The organism is Microbacterium sp. zg-Y1090, assembly GCF_030246945.1.
Classification (GTDB): Bacteria; Actinomycetota; Actinomycetes; order Actinomycetales; family Microbacteriaceae; genus Microbacterium; species Microbacterium wangruii.
In genome coordinates this window covers 2,519,436-2,536,668 of the sequence record NZ_CP126742.1, presented here as the reverse complement: position 1 = coordinate 2,536,668, position 17,233 = coordinate 2,519,436, and the positions used below count along the sequence as shown (strand labels likewise).

Annotated in this window: 12 protein-coding genes; 7 read left to right on the top strand and 5 right to left on the bottom strand. The window is 71.3% G+C overall.

Annotated features, from left to right (window positions below; all coding sequences use genetic code 11):
* The first annotated feature begins 103 nt into the window (after positions 1-103).
* Positions 104-2,020 (top strand): FAD-binding monooxygenase, encoded by a 1,917-nt coding sequence (locus QNO26_RS11980; protein ID WP_257638262.1) that lies wholly within the window; start codon positions 104-106, stop codon positions 2,018-2,020.
* A 371-nt stretch (positions 2,021-2,391) separates the two neighbouring features.
* Here the strand turns inward: QNO26_RS11980 and QNO26_RS11975 are convergent, their stop codons facing one another.
* Positions 2,392-4,041: a thiamine pyrophosphate-binding protein gene (locus tag QNO26_RS11975; RefSeq protein WP_257526448.1), complete on the bottom strand. Its 1,650-nt coding sequence runs from the start codon at positions 4,039-4,041 to the stop codon at positions 2,392-2,394.
* Positions 4,042-4,269: 228 nt separating this feature from the next.
* Here QNO26_RS11975 and QNO26_RS11970 point away from each other — a divergent pair, with 228 nt between their 5' ends.
* The gene (locus tag QNO26_RS11970) at positions 4,270-5,742 is read left to right on the top strand and encodes an NAD-dependent succinate-semialdehyde dehydrogenase (RefSeq protein ID WP_257526449.1); all 1,473 of its coding nucleotides are present in this window, start codon (positions 4,270-4,272) and stop codon (positions 5,740-5,742) included.
* 344 nt (positions 5,743-6,086) lie between these two features.
* On the top strand, positions 6,087-7,175 hold the full coding sequence (locus tag QNO26_RS11965) for a winged helix DNA-binding domain-containing protein (protein ID WP_257526452.1): 1,089 nt from the start codon (positions 6,087-6,089) through the stop codon (positions 7,173-7,175).
* A gap of 6 nt (positions 7,176-7,181) precedes the next feature.
* On the opposite strand, the gene QNO26_RS11960 is transcribed toward QNO26_RS11965, so the two are convergent.
* The gene (locus tag QNO26_RS11960; RefSeq protein ID WP_257526453.1) at positions 7,182-8,624 is read right to left on the bottom strand and encodes an XRE family transcriptional regulator; all 1,443 of its coding nucleotides are present in this window, start codon (positions 8,622-8,624) and stop codon (positions 7,182-7,184) included.
* Between the two features lie 104 nt (positions 8,625-8,728).
* On the opposite strand from QNO26_RS11960, the gene QNO26_RS11955 reads away from it, so the two are divergent.
* On the top strand, positions 8,729-10,618 hold the full coding sequence (locus QNO26_RS11955) for a phosphoenolpyruvate carboxykinase (GTP) (RefSeq protein ID WP_257526454.1): 1,890 nt from the start codon (positions 8,729-8,731) through the stop codon (positions 10,616-10,618).
* Positions 10,619-10,725: 107 nt separating this feature from the next.
* On the opposite strand, the gene QNO26_RS11950 is transcribed toward QNO26_RS11955, so the two are convergent.
* Positions 10,726-12,624 carry an ABC transporter ATP-binding protein gene (locus tag QNO26_RS11950; protein ID WP_257526455.1) on the bottom strand — a complete coding sequence of 633 codons (1,899 nt, stop codon included), beginning with the start codon at positions 12,622-12,624 and terminating at the stop codon, positions 10,726-10,728.
* A gap of 29 nt (positions 12,625-12,653) precedes the next feature.
* On the bottom strand, positions 12,654-12,869 hold the full coding sequence (locus tag QNO26_RS11945; RefSeq protein WP_257526456.1) for an AsnC family protein: 216 nt from the start codon (positions 12,867-12,869) through the stop codon (positions 12,654-12,656).
* Positions 12,870-12,974: 105 nt separating this feature from the next.
* On the opposite strand from QNO26_RS11945, the gene QNO26_RS11940 reads away from it, so the two are divergent.
* The 3 genes from QNO26_RS11940 to QNO26_RS11930 are packed head-to-tail and all read left to right on the top strand — an operon-like array spanning position 12,975 to position 15,642.
* Complete coding sequence (locus tag QNO26_RS11940) at positions 12,975-13,916, top strand: ABC transporter ATP-binding protein (RefSeq protein ID WP_257526457.1); 942 nt, start codon at positions 12,975-12,977, stop codon at positions 13,914-13,916.
* Positions 13,913-14,794 carry an ABC transporter permease gene (locus QNO26_RS11935; RefSeq protein WP_257526458.1) on the top strand — a complete coding sequence of 294 codons (882 nt, stop codon included), beginning with the start codon at positions 13,913-13,915 and terminating at the stop codon, positions 14,792-14,794. Before QNO26_RS11940 ends, QNO26_RS11935 begins: the two co-directional genes overlap by 4 nt.
* Positions 14,791-15,642 carry an ABC transporter permease gene (locus QNO26_RS11930; protein ID WP_374679349.1) on the top strand — a complete coding sequence of 284 codons (852 nt, stop codon included), beginning with the start codon at positions 14,791-14,793 and terminating at the stop codon, positions 15,640-15,642. The genes QNO26_RS11935 and QNO26_RS11930 overlap by 4 nt, the downstream gene beginning before the upstream one ends.
* Positions 15,643-15,724: 82 nt before the next feature.
* Here the strand turns inward: QNO26_RS11930 and QNO26_RS11925 are convergent, their stop codons facing one another.
* Complete coding sequence (locus QNO26_RS11925) at positions 15,725-17,170, bottom strand: MFS transporter (protein ID WP_257526460.1); 1,446 nt, start codon at positions 17,168-17,170, stop codon at positions 15,725-15,727.
* Between the last annotated feature and the right edge of the window lie 63 nt (positions 17,171-17,233).

The following is a 17,233-nucleotide window of genomic DNA, read 5'->3' as shown; positions in this document are numbered from 1 at the left end:
TCGTATACGATCTGTTCAATAGTAGAACGACGTGTTCGAATATAGAACACGATGACGACGACGTCAACGCATGACGTCGCGTCCGAGGAAGGAATCGACGACGATGCAGTTCCACCACCACGGCTACGTCTCCACCGACCCGCGCGTGCAGCCCGCGGCGGGAACGGGCCTCGACCGGCCCGCCGAGCTTCCCGACGAGATGGACGTGCTCATCGTCGGATCCGGACCCGCCGGCATGCTGCTGGCCGCCCAGCTGGCGCAGTACCCCTCCGTGACGACCCGCATCGTCGAGCGCCGTCCCGGCCGCCTGGCGATCGGGCAGGCCGACGGCATCCAGGCGCGCAGCGTCGAGACGTTCCAGGCCTTCGGCTTCGCCGAGCGCATCACCGCCGAGGCCTATCGCATCAGCGAGATGAACTTCTGGGCACCGGACACCACCGACCGCTCGCGCATTGTGCGCACCGCGCGCGCCGACGACGACCCCCACGGCATCAGCGAGTTCCCGCACCTCATCGTCAACCAGGCCCGTGTGCTGGACTACTTCGGCGAGGTCGCCGCGACCTCGCCGGCACGCATCACCCCCGACTACGGCTGGGAGTTCGTCTCGCTCGAGGTCGGCGAGGGGGACCGCCCCGTCACGGTCACGCTGGAGCGCACGGATGGACCCGACGCCGGTCAGCAGCGCACGGTGCGCGCACGGTACGTCGTCGGCTGCGACGGCGCGCGCAGCAAGGTGCGCCAGGTGATCGGGCGTCGGCACATCGGCGACCAGTCCCGGCACGCGTGGGGCGTGATGGACGTGCTGGCGGTCACCGACTTCCCCGACATCCGCATCAAGTGCGCGATCCAGTCCGAGCATGGCAGCATCCTGCACATCCCCCGCGAGGGCGGCCACCTGTTCCGCATGTACGTCGACCTGGGCGAGGTGCCCGAAGGCGACAACGGCAAGGTGCGCACGACCCCGCTGGAGACGATCATCTCCAAGGCCAACGCGATCCTCGGGCAGTACACGCTCGAGGTGAAGGACGTCGCCTGGTGGTCGGTGTACGAGGTCGGGCACCGTGTGACCGACAAGTTCGACGACATCGATCCCGGCCAGGACGGCACCCCGCACGTGTTCATCTGCGGGGACGCCTGCCACACCCACAGCGCCAAGGCCGGCCAGGGCATGAACGTGTCGATGCAGGACGGGTTCAACCTCGGCTGGAAGCTCGGATCGGTGCTCACCGGGCGGGCGCCCGAGACGCTCCTGTCGACGTACTCCGCGGAGCGGCAGGAGATCGCGCAGAACCTGATCGACTTCGACAAGGAGTGGTCGAGCCTCATGGCCAAGAAGCCTGAGGAGTTCGACAGTCCCGAGGAGCTCGCCGAGTTCTACACGGCCACGGCGGAGTTCCCCGCCGGGTTCATGACGCAGTACCGGCCGTCGATGATCGTCGGCGAGGCGACGCACCAGGACCTGGCCACGGGCTTCCCCGTCGGCAAACGCTTGAAGTCGGCGCCCGTCGTGCGCATCGGCGACGCGGTGCCCGCCCACCTCGGCCACCACGCCCGGGCCGACGGCCGGTGGCGCATCTACGCCTTCGCCGACCGCGACGCGTCGGCGCTGCGGGAGTGGGCGGACTGGCTGGCGACGGCATCCGCGTCGCCGGTTCTGCGCTTCACCCCGGCGGATGCCGATCTCGACGCCGTGTTCGACGTGAAGGCGGTCTACCAGCAGGACCACTCCGAGGTCGAGATGGCGGAGATCCCCTCGGTGTTCCTGCCGCGGGTGGGGCCCTTCGGGCTGATCGACTACGAGAAGATCTACGCCGCGCGTCCCGACGAGGACATCTTCGCGCTGCGCGGCATCGACCGGGGCGGGGCCGTGGTCGTCGTGCGTCCCGACCAGTACGTCGCGCACGTGCTGCCGCTGTCGGCCACGGGGGAGCTCGCGGACTTCTTCGCCCAGCACATGACGGAGCCCGCCGAGTCGCGCGCCACCACCGCGCCGCTGGGCGTGGCGGCGCCCGTCGCCTAGACCCGTTCCCGGGAGAGGTGTCCCCCCGCCCTCTCCCGGGAACGGCCTCGCCGCCGTCCGCGCGCCGCGTGTGCGTGTGTGCGTGTGCCGTGCCCGCGCGCCCGCGCGCCCGCGTGCCCGCGTGCCCGCGTGCCCGCGCGGTTCCGGTGTCGCTTTCGCACGGTGCCCGCTCGCGCGATCCGCCGTTCGCGACACCGGAGCAGCGCGTCGAGCCGTACCCGGAGCCCGGCGGTGCGCTCGCGTGCCCGCGCGGTTCCGGTGTCGCTTTCGCACGGTGCCCGCTCGCGCGATCCGCCGTTCGCGACACCGGAGCAGCGCCCGCGCGCGCCGCGCCGCGCCCCGCCCGCCCGCGCCGCGGGCACGCGGGCGGGTCAGGAGTTCACGCGGATGATCTCCTGCTGGTACGGGGCGACGACCGACGACGAGATGCGCACATCCAGCAGCAGGTACGGGCGTTCGGATGCCGCCTGGGCGGTCCACTCCGCCAGCACCTGCAGGTCGGCGAGCTCCCGCACGACCACGCCGTGGGCGCCGACGGCGGATGCCAGACCGGCGAAATCCACGTCGGGGATCATCATCGGGCCGCGGGCGACGCCCTTCAGCCCGTACAGGTTCACCTCGGCGCCGTAGGCCCCGTCATTCCACACCACGGCCAGGCCCCGCCCGCCGGCCACGCGCACCGCCGACTCCAGGTCGGCCAGCGCCATGAGGCCACCGCCGTCGCCGGTGGTCAGCACCACCGTGGCATCCGGTTGGGCCAGCGCCGCGCCGGGGACGCTCGGGAAACCCAGGCCGATCGACTGGAACGCGGTGCCGATCATCATCATGCGGTCGGGAGAGGCCACCGGCCAGTACATGTTCGCCCAGCCGATGAAGTGACCGCCGTCCGAGACCACCACGCGGTCCTCCGGCAGCAGCTCGCCGATACGCGCCGCCACCGCGCGAGGGTCGAGGCGACCGTCGGTGGCGAACTGCTCACCGGCCTCCTGAGTGCGCAGCGCCGCCGCGTCCAGCGACTCCCGCCAGCCCGACCCCGCCGGTCGCAGCTGATCCAGCTCGTCGGCGAGGGCGGCGGCCACCACGGCCGCGTCGCCGCGCACGAAGGAGCCGACGTGCGGATGGGTCGCCGCCGGGGCGGTGTCGACCTGCACCACCCGGGTGCCGGGGGCGAACAGGTCGCCGAAGCGCATCGTGAACTGGTTCAGCGACGCGCCGAAGACCACCGCGACGTCGGCCTCGCGCACCTGCTGCATCGCTTCCTCCGCGCCGAACCCGCCGGTCACGCCGAGGTCGTACTCCGGGCGGGGGAACACCCCGCGCCCGAGCGCGGTGGTGGCGGTGACCGCCCCCACGGCGTCGGCGATGCGCCCGAGCGCCTCCCCGGCGCCGGCGACCCACGCGCCCCGGCCCGCGAGCAGCAGCGGGCGCTGCGCGCCGGCCAGCGCGCGGGCGAGCTCGGCCACCGCGGCCTGGCCGAAGCCCGACGGCTGCAGCGGCGCCGGCAGCGCGGGCGCCGGCGCGGTGGGGATGGGGCCGGCCTCGCGCGTGGCCACGTCGTAGGGGATCGCCAGCACCGTCGGCACCCGGTACGTCAGGGCGTGCTCGATCGCGATGACGGTGGTCGCGGCGGCATCCGTGCGTCCCACGGTGTAGGTGCGGGCGCCGACCGCCGCCGCCAGGGCGATCTGGTCGACATCCCACGGGCGGGGGCCCGATGTGGGCTCGTCGCCCACGACGAGCACCAGCGGCACGTGCGCCTGCACCGCCTCGGCCAGCGCGGTGAGGGTGTTGGTGAAACCGGCGCCGTACGTCGCCGTGGCGGCGGCCAATCGCCCCGAGGCGCGGTGATAGGCGTCGGCGGCGACGACGGCGCCCGCTTCGTGGCGCACGGCGGTGAAGGAGGCATCGGTGTCGCGCACCAGGGCGTCGAGGAACCAGGCGTTGCCGTTGCCCATCAGCCCGAAGACGTGATCGATCTGGGTGGCGAGGGTGACGGCGACGTGCGCGGAGACGGAAGGCATGGGCGGTGCTCCAGGTACAGGGACGGTGAATGGATGCCGTGTGTGTCTGGCTCACCCGCCCGCGACCATCGTCGGTCGTGGCCTCGAGGTGGCTGCGTGCCCCTTTTTCGGGCACCGGCGGCGCGCGCGGCCGCTGGACGGTACGAGTATAGGGGGACGCGTTCGGCACGCGATCGTATACGATCATCGTGACGCGTGTCTGCGGCATCCACCGACGAAGGAGTCTTCATGAGCGACGAGCGTGAGATCGAGCTGCTGGCCGGCGTGCCGGACGGGCTGTTCATCGACGGCGTGTGGCGCGCCGCTGCGGACGGCGCGACGCTCGATGTGGTCGACCCCGCCACGGGCGACGTCGTGAAGACCATCGCCAGCGCCTCGGTCGCCGACGGCGTGGCCGCACTGGATGCCGCCGATGCGGCGTTCCCGGCCTGGGCTGCGACCCCGGCCCGCGAGCGCGCCGAGATCCTCCGCCGCGCGTTCGACCTGCTGCAGGAGCGCAAGGAGGACTTCGCCCTGCTCATGACCATCGAGATGGGCAAGCCCCTCGCCGAGGCCCGCGGCGAGGTGGCGTACGGCGGTGAGTTCCTGCGGTGGTTCAGCGAGGAGGCGGTGCGCGCGAACGGGCGCTACGGGGCGAACCCCGAGGGCACCGGTCGCATGATCGTCACCCAGCACCCGGTGGGGCCCTGCTTCCTCATCACGCCGTGGAACTTCCCCCTCGCCATGGCGACCCGCAAGATCGCGCCCGCGCTCGCCGCCGGCTGCACCGTCGTGATCAAGCCCGCCGCCCTCACCCCGCTCACCACCCTCGCCTTCGCGAAGCTGCTGGAGGATGCCGGGCTGCCCGCCGGGGTCGTGAACGTCGTCACGACCGCGTCGTCGGGGCCGATGTCCGACGCGATCATCGCCGACCCCCGTCTGCGCAAGCTCTCGTTCACCGGCTCGACGCCCGTGGGGGTGTCCCTGCTGGAGAAGGCCGCGAAGGGCGTGCTGCGCACGTCGATGGAGCTCGGCGGCAACGCGCCGTTCATCGTGTTCGACGACGCGGACCTCGACAAGGCCGTCGACGGAGCCATCGCGGCGAAGTTCCGCAACATCGGCCAGGCCTGCACGGCGGCCAACCGCTTCATCGTGCACCGCGCGGTCGCGGACGAGTTCGCCCGCCGGGTCACCGAGCGCGTCGAGTCGTTCCGCACCGGGCGCGGCACCGAGGAGGGCGTCGTCATCGGCCCGCTCATCGACGACAAGGCGGTGGCCAAGACCGGTCAGCTGGTGGCCGACGCTGTCGAGCGCGGCGCCACGCTGCGCACCGGCGGTGCCGAGATCGACCGCCCCGGCTCATTCTTCGCCGCCACGGTGCTCAGCGACGTGCGGCCCGGCAGCGAGATCCTCCGCGAGGAGATCTTCGGCCCGGTGCTGGCGATCGTGCCCTTCGATGACGAGGACGACGCGGTTCGCATCGCCAACGACACCGAGTACGGCCTGGTCTCATACGTCTACACCGAGAGTCTCAGCCGCGGTCAGCGGATGATCGAGCGGCTGCAGACGGGCATGATGGGCCTGAACGTGGGGGTCGTCTCGAATGCGGCCGCGCCGTTCGGCGGCTGGAAGATGTCGGGCCTCGGGCGCGAGGGCGGCGCCGAAGGCATCCACGAGTACCTGCAGACGAAGTACACCCTCACCGCGAACCCCTTCGCCTGACGTCCCCGCGCACAACGTCGCCGAAGGCGGGGCCCGGTGCCCGCGCGGGCGGCATTCCGGCCCTGGCGCGGGCGTCGTGGCGACATCGTGCACGCCGCGCGGCGCCGAGTGCGGATGGCCCGGGCGGCTCGCATCGCACGGGGTGGCCGTGGTCCCCGCGCACAACGTCGCCGAATCCGGCGCCGGGTGCCCGCGCGGGCGCGCGCACAACGTCGCCGAATCCGGCGCCGGGTGCCCGCGCGGGCGGCATTCCGGGCCTGGCGCGGGCGTGGTGGCGACATTGTGCACACCGGTGCACGGCGACCCCTGCCGCGGACGTCGGCAGGGTCGTCCATGATGAGCGGATGGATGCCGCCTCCCTCCGCCGCGAGCGCCTGCGCTCCCAGCGGCTGAGCGCTCCGGCTGCCACGGTCGCCGAGGCGGCATCCCACATGCTGGCCGTGCAGGCTCAGGAGTTCTGGGGCGGGCGGTGGGCGCTGGCGGCCCGCACCCGCGGCTCGCCGACGCTGAGCGACGTGGATGCCGCCTTCGACCGCGGCGACCTGGTGCGCGCGTGGACGATGCGCGGCACGATCCACATCGTGCCCGCCCGGGACCTGGCCTGGGTGCTCTCGCTCACCGGAGCACGGCAGCGGCAGCAGGCGGCGGGCGTGCACCGAGCCGAGGGCATCGACGACGCGGAGTCGCTGCGGGCCGAGCGCGCGGTGCGTGCAGCCCTTCGCGGAGGGGGCAGGCTCACACGTGCGGAGCTGTTCGCGGCGCTCGAGGCTGCCGGCGTCTCCACAGCGCGGCAGCGCGGCTACCACCTGCTGGTGATGCTCTCGACGCGGCTGGTCGTCTGCCAGGGCCCCGTCGTCCCCCGCGCAGACGGGCCGACGCGGGAGCAGAGCTTCGTGCTGGTGGACGAGTGGGCGGGCGAACAGGACACCCCCGCAGACCCGCTCGCCGCCTTCTTCACGCGCTTCGTCACGGGACACGGACCCGCAGGCGCACGGGATTTCGCCTGGTGGTCGGGGCTGCCGCTCGGGGTGGCGCGTGCGGCTGCCGAGGCGGCCGCCGACGAGGTCGAGCCGGTGGGCGGTGCCGGCGGGGGCGCGCGGTTCGTGCGCCGGGGGCCGGCGCCCCGCCGCATCGGCACCGCGCCCCCGGTGCTGGCCCTGTCGCCCTTCGAGGAGCTGTATCTGCCCTACGCCGATCGCGCCGTGATGTGCCCGGCCCCCTTCCTGCCCGAGGTGGGGCCGTCCAAGAACGGGATGGTCCGACCGATCCTGGTGGCGGACGGGGAGGTCTGCGGCGTCTGGTCGCACTCCCGCGCCGCGGGCAGGCATGCGGTGGCGCCGGAGGCTCGGCTCTTCGGGGCGCCCGCAGCGACCCCGCCGTCCGCCGACGTCGCCGCGGCGCTCGCGCGCTTCCTGCGGTTCGTCACGTCCTGAGGCCCGTCACCCCTGCGCGTGCCGCTCCAGGAAGTCGTACACCTCGGTGTCATCGACGCCGGGGAAGGCTCCCCGCGGCAGGGGCGAGAACATCTGCATGTGCACGCGCGCGCTCGGCCACGCCTTGCCCTGCCAGCGGGCGGCGACGTCGGCGGGCGGGCGACGGCAGCACGCCTCATCGGGGCACGACGATGTCGCCCGCTTGGGGGTCTCCCTGCCGCGGAACCACCGCGCGTCGTCGAAGGGCACGCCCACGGTGATCGAGAACTCGCCGTCGGAGGTGCTGCCGGTCTGGGTGGAGCACCAGAAGGTGCCCCCCGGGGTGTCGGTGTACTGGTAGTGCTCGGTGGTGCGGTTGTGCTCCTCGAAGGCCGACCGCGCGAGGAACCGCTTGCACACGATCTGCCCTTCCACCGCTCCGGTGACGTCCATCGGCAGCGGCAGGCCGTCGTTCTCGTACACGCGGGAGATGGCGCCGGTGCCGTCGACGCGCAGGAAGTGCAGCGGGATGCCGAGGTGCGTGGTCAGCAGGTTGGTCATCCGCATCCCCGCGGCCTCGTGGGTCACGCCGAACGCGTCGCGGAAGTCCTCCACGGCGAGGTTGCGGTCGCGCTTGGCCTGCTGGAGGAAAGCGACGGATGCCGCTTCGGGCATGAGACAGCAGGCGGCGTAGTAGTTGATCTCGAGCCGCTGCTGCAGGAAGTCGGCGTAGTCGGTGGGTTGGCGGTGCCCGAGCAGCCGGTGCGCCATGGCCTGCAGTGCCATCGACCGCAGTCCGTGACCGCCGGGGATGGATGCCGGAGGCAGGTAGATCCGCCCGTTCTCGAGATCGGTCACCGAGCGGACGGACGTCGGCAGGTCGCCGGCGTAGATGAGCTCGAATCCCAGCTGCGAGGCCATGATGCTCACGGTCCGGTGGGTGAGGGCTCCCGACACGTGTCCGGCGGCTTTCAGCTGCTTCTCCGCCAGGGCTTCGATCTCGGGGAGGTGGTTGTGCCGGGTGCGCATGGCCAGCCGCAGCTCGGTGTTGGCCCGCCGGGCCTCCTCCGGAGTCGCGATCGCCTCCCGCTCCCGCCGCTGCAGCTCGCGGTGCAGGCCGATGATCGACTCGATGGTCTCGTCCGGCATCCCTTTGGTCACCTTCACCGGCGCGACCCCCAGCCGGCGGAACACGGTGCTGGACTGCGCGCGCTCGAGCTCGATCTCCAGCGCCGCGCGGCGGTTGGGCGGCTCGGCGGAGAGCAGACTCGCGACGTCGGTGCCGGTGGCATCCGCGATGGCCTGCAGCAGCGACAGCTTCGGCTCGCGCTTGCCGTTCTCGATGAGGCTCAGCTGGCTGCCGGCGACGCCCACGGTCGCACCGAGCTCGTCGAGCGTGAGCCCTCGCTCCAGGCGGTGATGGCGGATGCGATGGCCCAGGGTCGCCAGTTCGATCGAGGAGGTCGGCATTCCTTGATGCTAACGAAAGATCCGAGATTCTTACTGCCGCAATTTGCGATAAGACACCCCTTGAGCACGTCATTCTGAGGATGTTCCCCCCTGAAGGAGAGATCATGGCCCTCGCAGACATCTTCGCCCGCCCCGCCCCGAGCCCGGCGCGCACCGCTCCCGCGGCCGTGTCGTACGGTGCCCGCCCCACCCTCACCGGCGAGGGTGCCGAGGCGCTGTACAACTGGGTCGACGAGATCGCCGCGCTGACCCAGCCCGACCGCATCCACTGGGTCGACGGCTCCGCTGCGGAGAACGAGGCTCTGCTGCGCGAGATGGTCGACGAGGGCAAGCTCATCAAGCTCAACCCGGAGTGGCGACCCGGCTCGTACCTGGCACGCTCGCACCCGAGCGACGTCGCCCGCACCGAGGCGCGCACCTTCATCGCCTCGGAGCGTGAGCAGGACGCCGGCCCCACGAACAACTGGATCGCCCCCGACGAGATCCGCGGCACCATCACCCCGCTGTTCGCCGGCTCCATGCGCGGACGCACGATGTACGTCGTGCCGTTCTCGATGGGAGCCGTCGGCGGCCCGCTCTCGCACATCGGCGTGCAGATCACCGACAGCGCGTACGCGGTGACATCCATCGGGATCATGACGCGCGTCGGCGGCAGCGTGCTCGAGGCGATCGAGGCGGGCAAGCCCTGGGTCAAGACGGTGCACTCCGTCGGCGCGCCGCTCGCGCCGGGCGAGCAGGACGTGGCGTGGCCGTGCAACGACGAGAAGTACATCGTGCACTTCCCCGACACCCTCGAGGTGTGGTCGTACGGCTCCGGCTACGGCGGCAACGCGATCCTCGCCAAGAAGTGCTTCGCGCTGCGCATCGCGTCGGTGATCGGCCGCGACGAGGGGTGGCTGGCCGAGCACATGCTGCTCATCCGCGTCATCGACCCGAAGGGGAAGGCGTTCCACATCGCAGCGGCGTTCCCCTCGGCCTGCGGCAAGACCAACCTCGCGATGCTCCGCCCCACCCTGCCGGGCTACCGTGTCGAGACTCTCGGCGACGACATCACCTGGATCCGCCCGGGCGAGGACGGGCGGCTGTGGGCCATCAACCCCGAGGCCGGGTTCTTCGGTGTCGCACCCGGCACCGGCGAGTCGACAAACGTCACCGCGGTGGAGACCCTGTGGGGAAACACGATCTTCACCAACGTCGCGCTGCGCCCCGACGGCGACGTGTGGTGGGAGGGGCTCACCGATGAGGCGCCGGCACAGCTGACCGATTGGGAGGGCAACCCCTGGACGCCCGCCAGCGGCCGCCCCGCCGCCCACCCCAACTCGCGCTTCACCGTCGCCGCGGCGCAGTGCCCGCAGATCGCCGGCGACTGGGACGCGCCCGAGGGCGTGCCGCTGGACGTCATCCTCTTCGGCGGCCGCCGGGCGACCAACGTTCCGCTCGTGGTCGAGGCCACCGACTGGGCGCACGGGGTCTTCCTGGGCTCGAACATCTCCTCCGAGCGCACCGCCGCCGCGGAGGGCACAGTCGGCGAGCTGCGCCGCGACCCCTTCGCGATGCTGCCCTTCTGCGGCTACAACATGGCCGACTACTTCGCGCACTGGCTGAAGGTCGGGCAGAAGGTGCGGTTCGACCGCGCCCCGCGCATCTTCCAGGTCAACTGGTTCCGCAAGGGCTCGGATGGTCGCTTCCTGTGGCCGGGCTTCGGTGACAACTCCCGCGTGATCGACTGGATCGTGCGGCGGGTCGAGGGCACCGTGCCCGCGGTGGACAGCCCCATCGGCCGCCTCCCGCGGGTGGAGGACCTGAACCTCGACGGGGTGGCCGTCAGCCAGGACGACCTCGACGAGCTCTTCGCCATCGATCCCGACCTGTGGCTGCAGGAGGCCGACCTCACCGAGGAGTTCTACCGCACCTTCGACGGTCGCGTCCCGGCCACGCTGCAGGCGGAGCTCGCCGCGCTGCGGTACCGACTGAAGCTCGCCCAGCAGAGCTGAGGCATCCGGGGGGAGCCTCAGCGCGGATGCCGCGGGCCAGCCCTGCGGCATCCGTCGCTGCGCGCCCGCCCCGCCCCGGCGCTCGCGCGCGCGCAGGGCGGGCCCGGTCAGACCAGCAGCTGGTGCTTCGCGAGGTCGCGGTACAGCGGTGTCGACGCGACCAGTTCGGAGTGGGTGCCCTGACCGACGACCTCGCCGCGGTCGATGACCACGATGTGGTCGCTGTCGACCACCGTCGACAGGCGGTGCGCGATCACGATGAGCGTGCGACCGGTGGCCACCGCGTCGATCGCCTCGCGCATGCGCTGCTCGTTGAGGCCGTCGAGGGACGACGTCGATTCGTCCAGCAGCAGGATCGGCGGGGCGGCCAGCAGCGCCCGCGCGATCGCGAGCCGCTGGCGCTCGCCGCCCGAGAGCATGACGCCGGCCTCGCCCACGGGGGCCTCTAGCCCCAGCGGGCTGCGTTCGAGCACGTCGCCGAGGTTGACGTCGCGCAGCACCCGCTCGCACTCGGCGTCGGATGCCGTGGGGGAGGCGAGCCGCAGATTGTCGGCGATGGTGCCGGCGAGGGTCGGGGCGTCCTGCTCGACGTAGCCGAGCTGGGCGCGCAGCTCGCCGCGGTCGAGGCTGCGGATGTCGCGGCCGTGCAGCAGGATCGCTCCGCCGGTCGGGTCGTAGAACCGCTCGATCAGGGCGAGGGTGGTGCTCTTGCCGGCGCCGGACGGGCCGACCAGCGCCACCCGGGCGCCCGCCGGAACCGAGAACGACACCCCCCGCAGCACGTCGTCGTCACGGTGCTCGCCATCGGCCAGCTCGACCGCTGCGGCGTCCACGTGCGCATCGGCGAGCGCGCGCAGGGCCTCGCTCTCGGCGCTGCGCCGGGCGGCGACCACGGCCTCGGGGTAGCGGAACCGCACGTCGCGGAACTCGATCGCGGGGGCGTCGTCCGGTCGCTCCGACGGCGCCACGGCGGCCGCGGCGATGGTCGCGTCGTCGCCGGTCTCCGTCGGCAGGTCCAGCACCTCCTGGATGCGTCCGAGGGCGCCCAGGGCCTGGTTGACCGACGTGATCGCGCCGAAGAACGACGCGAGCGGCTGCACGAGGAAGAAGAGGAACATCACGAAGGTGACGAGCTGGGCGATCGAGATCGCGCCGGATGCCACTCGGAACCCGCCCACGCCGAGCACGACGAGCAACGACACCTGCAGGGCGACCCCGGCCACGGGAACCACCAGCGCCGAGGCCTTCGCGACCCGCACACCGGCGTCGTAGGCGCCGCGTGCCGTCTCGTCGATGGCCTGCTGCTCGCGCTCGGCGGCGCCCGCGGCGCGGATGGTGCGGATCGAGCCGATCGCGCGCTCCACCCCCGACGACAGCTCGCCGACCTTCTGCTGCTGCGCCTGCGTGGCCGAGCGGATGCGGCCGCTGAGCAGCCCCACGACGGTGGCCGACGCGCCGATCACCACGAGGATGAGCAGCAGCAGCAGCGGGTCGATGAGGAGCATCGCGACCATCGCGCCGACGAAGATGAGGACGCTGCCGATCGAGTCGGCGAACCCCTGCGTGAGGACGGCGTACAGCAGTGTCGTGTCGGTGCCCACGCGTGAGACGAGGTCGCCGGTGCGCCGTGCGTCGAATTCCCTGATGGGCAGATGCAGCAGGCGGGCGATGAGGCGTCGGCGGCTGGAGTACACCACGGCGGTGCCGGTGCGCTGCAGCAGATAGTGCTGCCATGCGCCGATCAGCGAGGATGCCACGACGAGGCCCACCAGCACCCACACGAGGGTGCCGAGCACCTCTCCGCCCTGCACCCGCTCGATCACCTGGCCCACGACGAGCGGCTGGCCGAGCGTCGCGAGCGCCTCGAACACGCTGAGGGCTGCGACGACGACGAGCACGCGCTTGTGCTCCAGCAGGAAGGGCAGCAGCTGCTTCAGGCTCGCGCGGGGGCCGTCGGAGGCCGCGCTGCGACCGCGACGGCCGCGGGAGGGGCGGGGGGAGGACATGGCGGATACCTCGTTCGTCCGTGGGGGGGTCATCGTCGACCGTACTTCCTGTGCGCTGCTTGTTTGCTGACGCCGAGGGCTGCGGCGATCGCCTGCCAGGAGAACCCGAGGTTGCGGGCGCGGCGCACCTGCGCCTCCTCGGCGCGGGAGAGCTCCCGGCGCACCTCGGTCAGGCGGTGCAGCTCGGCGATCGGCTCCCGCTCGCCTGGTGAGCCGATCAGCGTGCGGATGTCGTCTGCGCTCATGGTGCCCTCCTTCGGGGGTCAACAATAGTTGACGGGGAGGAGCGCAGTCAACATCTGTTGACATTCCTCGCCTCCGGTGTCGGAGCGCGGCGCTACTGTGGTGCGGTGCCAGAACCGGTCATCTCCGCCCGCAACCTCGTCAAGGCCTATCGTGCGAAGGGCAAGCCCGACTTCGTCGCCGTCGACGGGCTGTCGTTCGAGGTCGCGCCGGGCGAGTCCTTCGGGCTGCTCGGCCCCAACGGCGCCGGCAAGTCCACGACGATGAAGATGATCGGGGCGGTGTCGACCCGCACCGGTGGCGACCTGCAGATCCTCGGACTCGACCCCGACCGCTACGGGCCCGAGATCCGGTCGCGTCTGGGAGTCGTGCCGCAGCAGGACAACCTCGACGGCGAGCTGAACGCCCGCGAGAACCTCTACATCTACGGTCGCTACTTCGGCCTGCCCGGTCGGGTGTGCGCGGAGAAGGCCGACGAGCTCCTGGCGTTCGCCCAGCTGCAGGACAAGGCCAAGAGCAAGGTCGACCAGCTCTCGGGAGGGATGAAGCGCCGGCTGACGATCGCGCGCGGCCTCATCAACGACCCGCGCATCCTGCTCCTGGACGAGCCGACGACGGGACTGGACCCGCAGGCGCGCCATGTGCTGTGGGACCGCCTGTTCCGGCTCAAGGAGCGCGGCACCACGCTCGTGCTGACGACGCACTACATGGACGAGGCCGAGCAGCTCTGCGACCGGCTCGTCGTCGTGGACGAGGGGCGCATCATGGCCGAGGGCACGCCCGCCTCGCTCATCCGCGAGCACTCCAGCCGTGAGGTGCTGGAGGTGCGCTTCGGCTCGGCGCGCAATGAGCAGGTCGCCGCGCAGCTGCACGGCATCGGCGAGCGGGTCGAGGTGCTGCCCGACCGCATCCTCATCTACGCGCACGACGGCGAGCAGGCCTTGGAGCGGGTCACGGCGACCGGCCTCGAGCCGATCACGAGTCTGGTGCGGCGCTCGTCGCTCGAGGACGTGTTCCTGCGGCTCACGGGAAGGTCGCTGATCGAATGACGGCCGCGAACGACCCGCAGGCGCCGCAGACGGCGGCGGCGGCGAACCCGTCGCTCGACGAGATGCGCGCCGAGGCGCTGGAGTGGGGTCGCAAACCCCGCGCCCGCGGTGCCTGGTACGTCACCGAGCACATGGTGCGCGCGATGCGCGCCTACGGCTGGACGATCGTCGTCGGCGCCCTCGGGCAGCCTGTGCTGTACCTGCTGGGTATGGCCGTGGGTCTGGCCGCCCTCATCGACGCGCCCGTCGTCGACCGCGGGCAGGAGGTGGACTACCTCGTCTTCGTCGCGCCCGCGCTGCTGATGACGGCGGCGATCGCCGTGGCATCGGAGGAGTTCACCTACCCGGTCATGGCCGGGTTCAAGTGGCGCCGGTACTTCTACGGCTTCAGCGCCTCGCCGCTGTCTTCGGCCCAGATCGCCGGGGGAGTGGTCGCCGGCGCCGCCGCGCGCATGGTCGTGACGGTCGTCCTGTACTACCTGTTCCTGTGGCTCTTCGGTGCCGTCCCCGACCCGGCGACCGGATGGCTGTCGATCTTGGCGGGCCTCGCCGCCGGGCTCGCCTTCGGCATCCCGATCATGGCCTACGCGGCATCGATCGAAGACGACAAGGGACAGTTCGCGCTGGTGCAGCGGTTCATCTTCATGCCGATGTTCCTCTTCTCCGGCACCTTCTATCCGCTCTCGGAGCTGCCGGGATGGCTGCAGTGGATCGGCTGGATCTCGCCCCTGTGGCACGCCACCGAGCTCGGGCGGGCGGCGACCTACGGCGACGGGCTGCCGCCGATGCTCGCGGTGCACGTCGGCTACCTGCTCGTGCTGGCCATCGCGGGCTGGCTGCTCGGTCGTCACTTCTTCGAACGGAGGCTCGCCAAGTGAGCGCGACATACGCCACGGGGCCGCAACCGCCCGCCGGACCGCCCGAGGCCGTCGCGCGCCGCGGCGGGGTGCGGGCGCTGTGGGCGGGCAACCCCTGGGCCGTCGTGCAGCGGGGGCTGCTCGCCGCGCGCTCGTCCAGCTGGGTCGTGGTGTTCTCCGGCTTCTTCGAGCCGGTGTTCTACCTGGCCTCGATGGGCATCGGGCTCGGGGCGCTCATCGGCGACGTGCAGACCAGCGCCGGCGTGGCGGTGTCGTACGCGGCGTTCATCGCGCCGGCGCTGCTGGCGGTGTCGGCGATGAACGGCGCGGTGTACGACTCCACCTGGAACGTCTTCTTCAAGCTCAACTACGGCAAGCTCTACGAGGGGATGCTGTCGACGTCACTGGGCCCGCTGGACGTCGCCCTCGGCGAGATGCTCTACGCGCTGCTGCGGGGCCTCCTCTACGCCACCGGGTTCCTCATCATCATGCAGATCCTGGGATTGAACCTCGCCCCCACGGCGATCCTCGCCATCCCCGCGGTTCTGCTGATCGCCTTCGGGTTCGCCAGCCTCGGCATGGCCGTCACCAGCTACATGAAGACGTTCCAGCACATGGACTGGATCAATTTCGTGCTGCTGCCGATGTTCCTGTTCTCGTCGACCCTGTACCCCATCACGGTGTACCCCGAGGTCGTCCAGTGGATCGTGATGGCGTTCCCGCTCTGGCACGGAGTGGAGATGATCCGCGGGTTCACGACCGGCGCGATGAGCCCCGACATGGGCTGGCACATCCTCTACTACGTCGTGATGATCGTCGTCGGGCTGGTGTTCACCACCAAGCGCCTGCGTGCGCTGTTCCTCGACTGACGTCGGTCGCACGCTTCGGAACGCAGAACGGCGGATGCCGCGGAGCCTCGGCCCCGCGGCATCCGCCGTGCTGTCGGTCGCGTCAGAGCGAACCGGTGACGCCGAGACCGATGTTGGTCTCGTAGTCGACGTCCTTGGTCTCCTTGGAGAGCATCAGGGCGATGAAGGTCAGCACCGCCGAGCCGGTGAGATAGACACCGACCAGCCACGGCTGGCCGTCGGCCGCTGCCCACAGCGCCACCGCCACCAGCGGCGCGAGCGCCGCGCCCAGGATGGACGAGACGTTGTACGAGATCGCCGAGCCGGTGTAGCGCACGTTCGTCGGGAACAGCTCCGGCAGCACGGCGCCCATCGGGCCGAACGTCACGCCCATCAGCATGAACCCGAAGATCAGGAAGGCCTGCGTGAGGGCGCCGGTGAACATCGGATCGGCGTGCGGGAGCAGGAAGACGTTGAACAGCAGACCGAACACCGCGATGGCGGCGGTGACCCACAGCAGCAGCTTGCGACGTCCGATGCTGTCGGCGACGGGTCCGGACAGCAGCGTGAAGATGCCGAAGAACACCACGCCGATGATCTGCATGATCACGAAGTCGGTGTATCCGAACCCGAGCCCGGGCACGTAGGCGGCCGCGTCGAACGCCAGACCGTTGTCGAGGGCGGCCTGCTCGGCGGCCTCGAGCCCCGGCTTCGTGCCGTAGGACAGGGTGAAGCTCGTCATCAGGTAGAACAGCACGTAGGTCGCCAGCATGATGAACGTGCCGAGGATGAGCGGCCGCCAGTGGCGGCGGACGACCTCGCCGAGCGGGAACCTGCGGATCGCACCGGTCTTCTCCGCCTTCGCGAAGGTCTCGGACTCGACCAGCTTCAGTCGCACCCAGAGGCCGACGATGACCATCACCGCGGAGAAGAGGAACGGCACGCGCCAGCCCCACTCCAGGAAGTCCGCAGAGCGCTGGGCGGGGCCGTCGGGGTGGGGGAGTGCGAAGTTGATGATGAGGAAGACGCCGTTGGCGATGATGAATCCGATGGGGGCGCCGAGCTGCGGGAAGGTGCCGTACCAGGCGCGCTTGCCCTTCGGGGCGTTCTCGGTGGCCACGAGCGCCGCGCCGGACCACTCGCCGCCCAGCGCGAAGCCCTGTGCGAGGCGCAACGTCAGCAGCAGCAGCGCCGCCCACCAGCCGATGTCGTCATAGGTCGGCAGCAGACCGATGAGGAAGGTCGCGATGCCCATGGTCAGCAGCGAGCCGACGAGGGTGGCCTTGCGGCCGAACCGGTCGCCGAAGTGGCCGAACACGACCGCGCCGATGGGGCGGGCGACCATGGCAGCGCCGAACACGGCGAACGACGACAGCAGGGCCGTGGTCTCGTCGCCGGTGGGGAAGAAGAGGATGGGGAAGACCAGGACGGCGGCGGTCGCGTAGACGTAGAAGTCGTAGAACTCGATCGTCGTGCCGACCAGGCTCGCGGTGATGACGCGCGACCGGGGATTGGCGGGAGCGGTGGATGCCGCGGGTGCTGAGGACATGGAGGAGGATACCTGTCGACAAATGGTGGGCCCGTCCGGGTGGGACGGTCCGGTGGCAGGCGT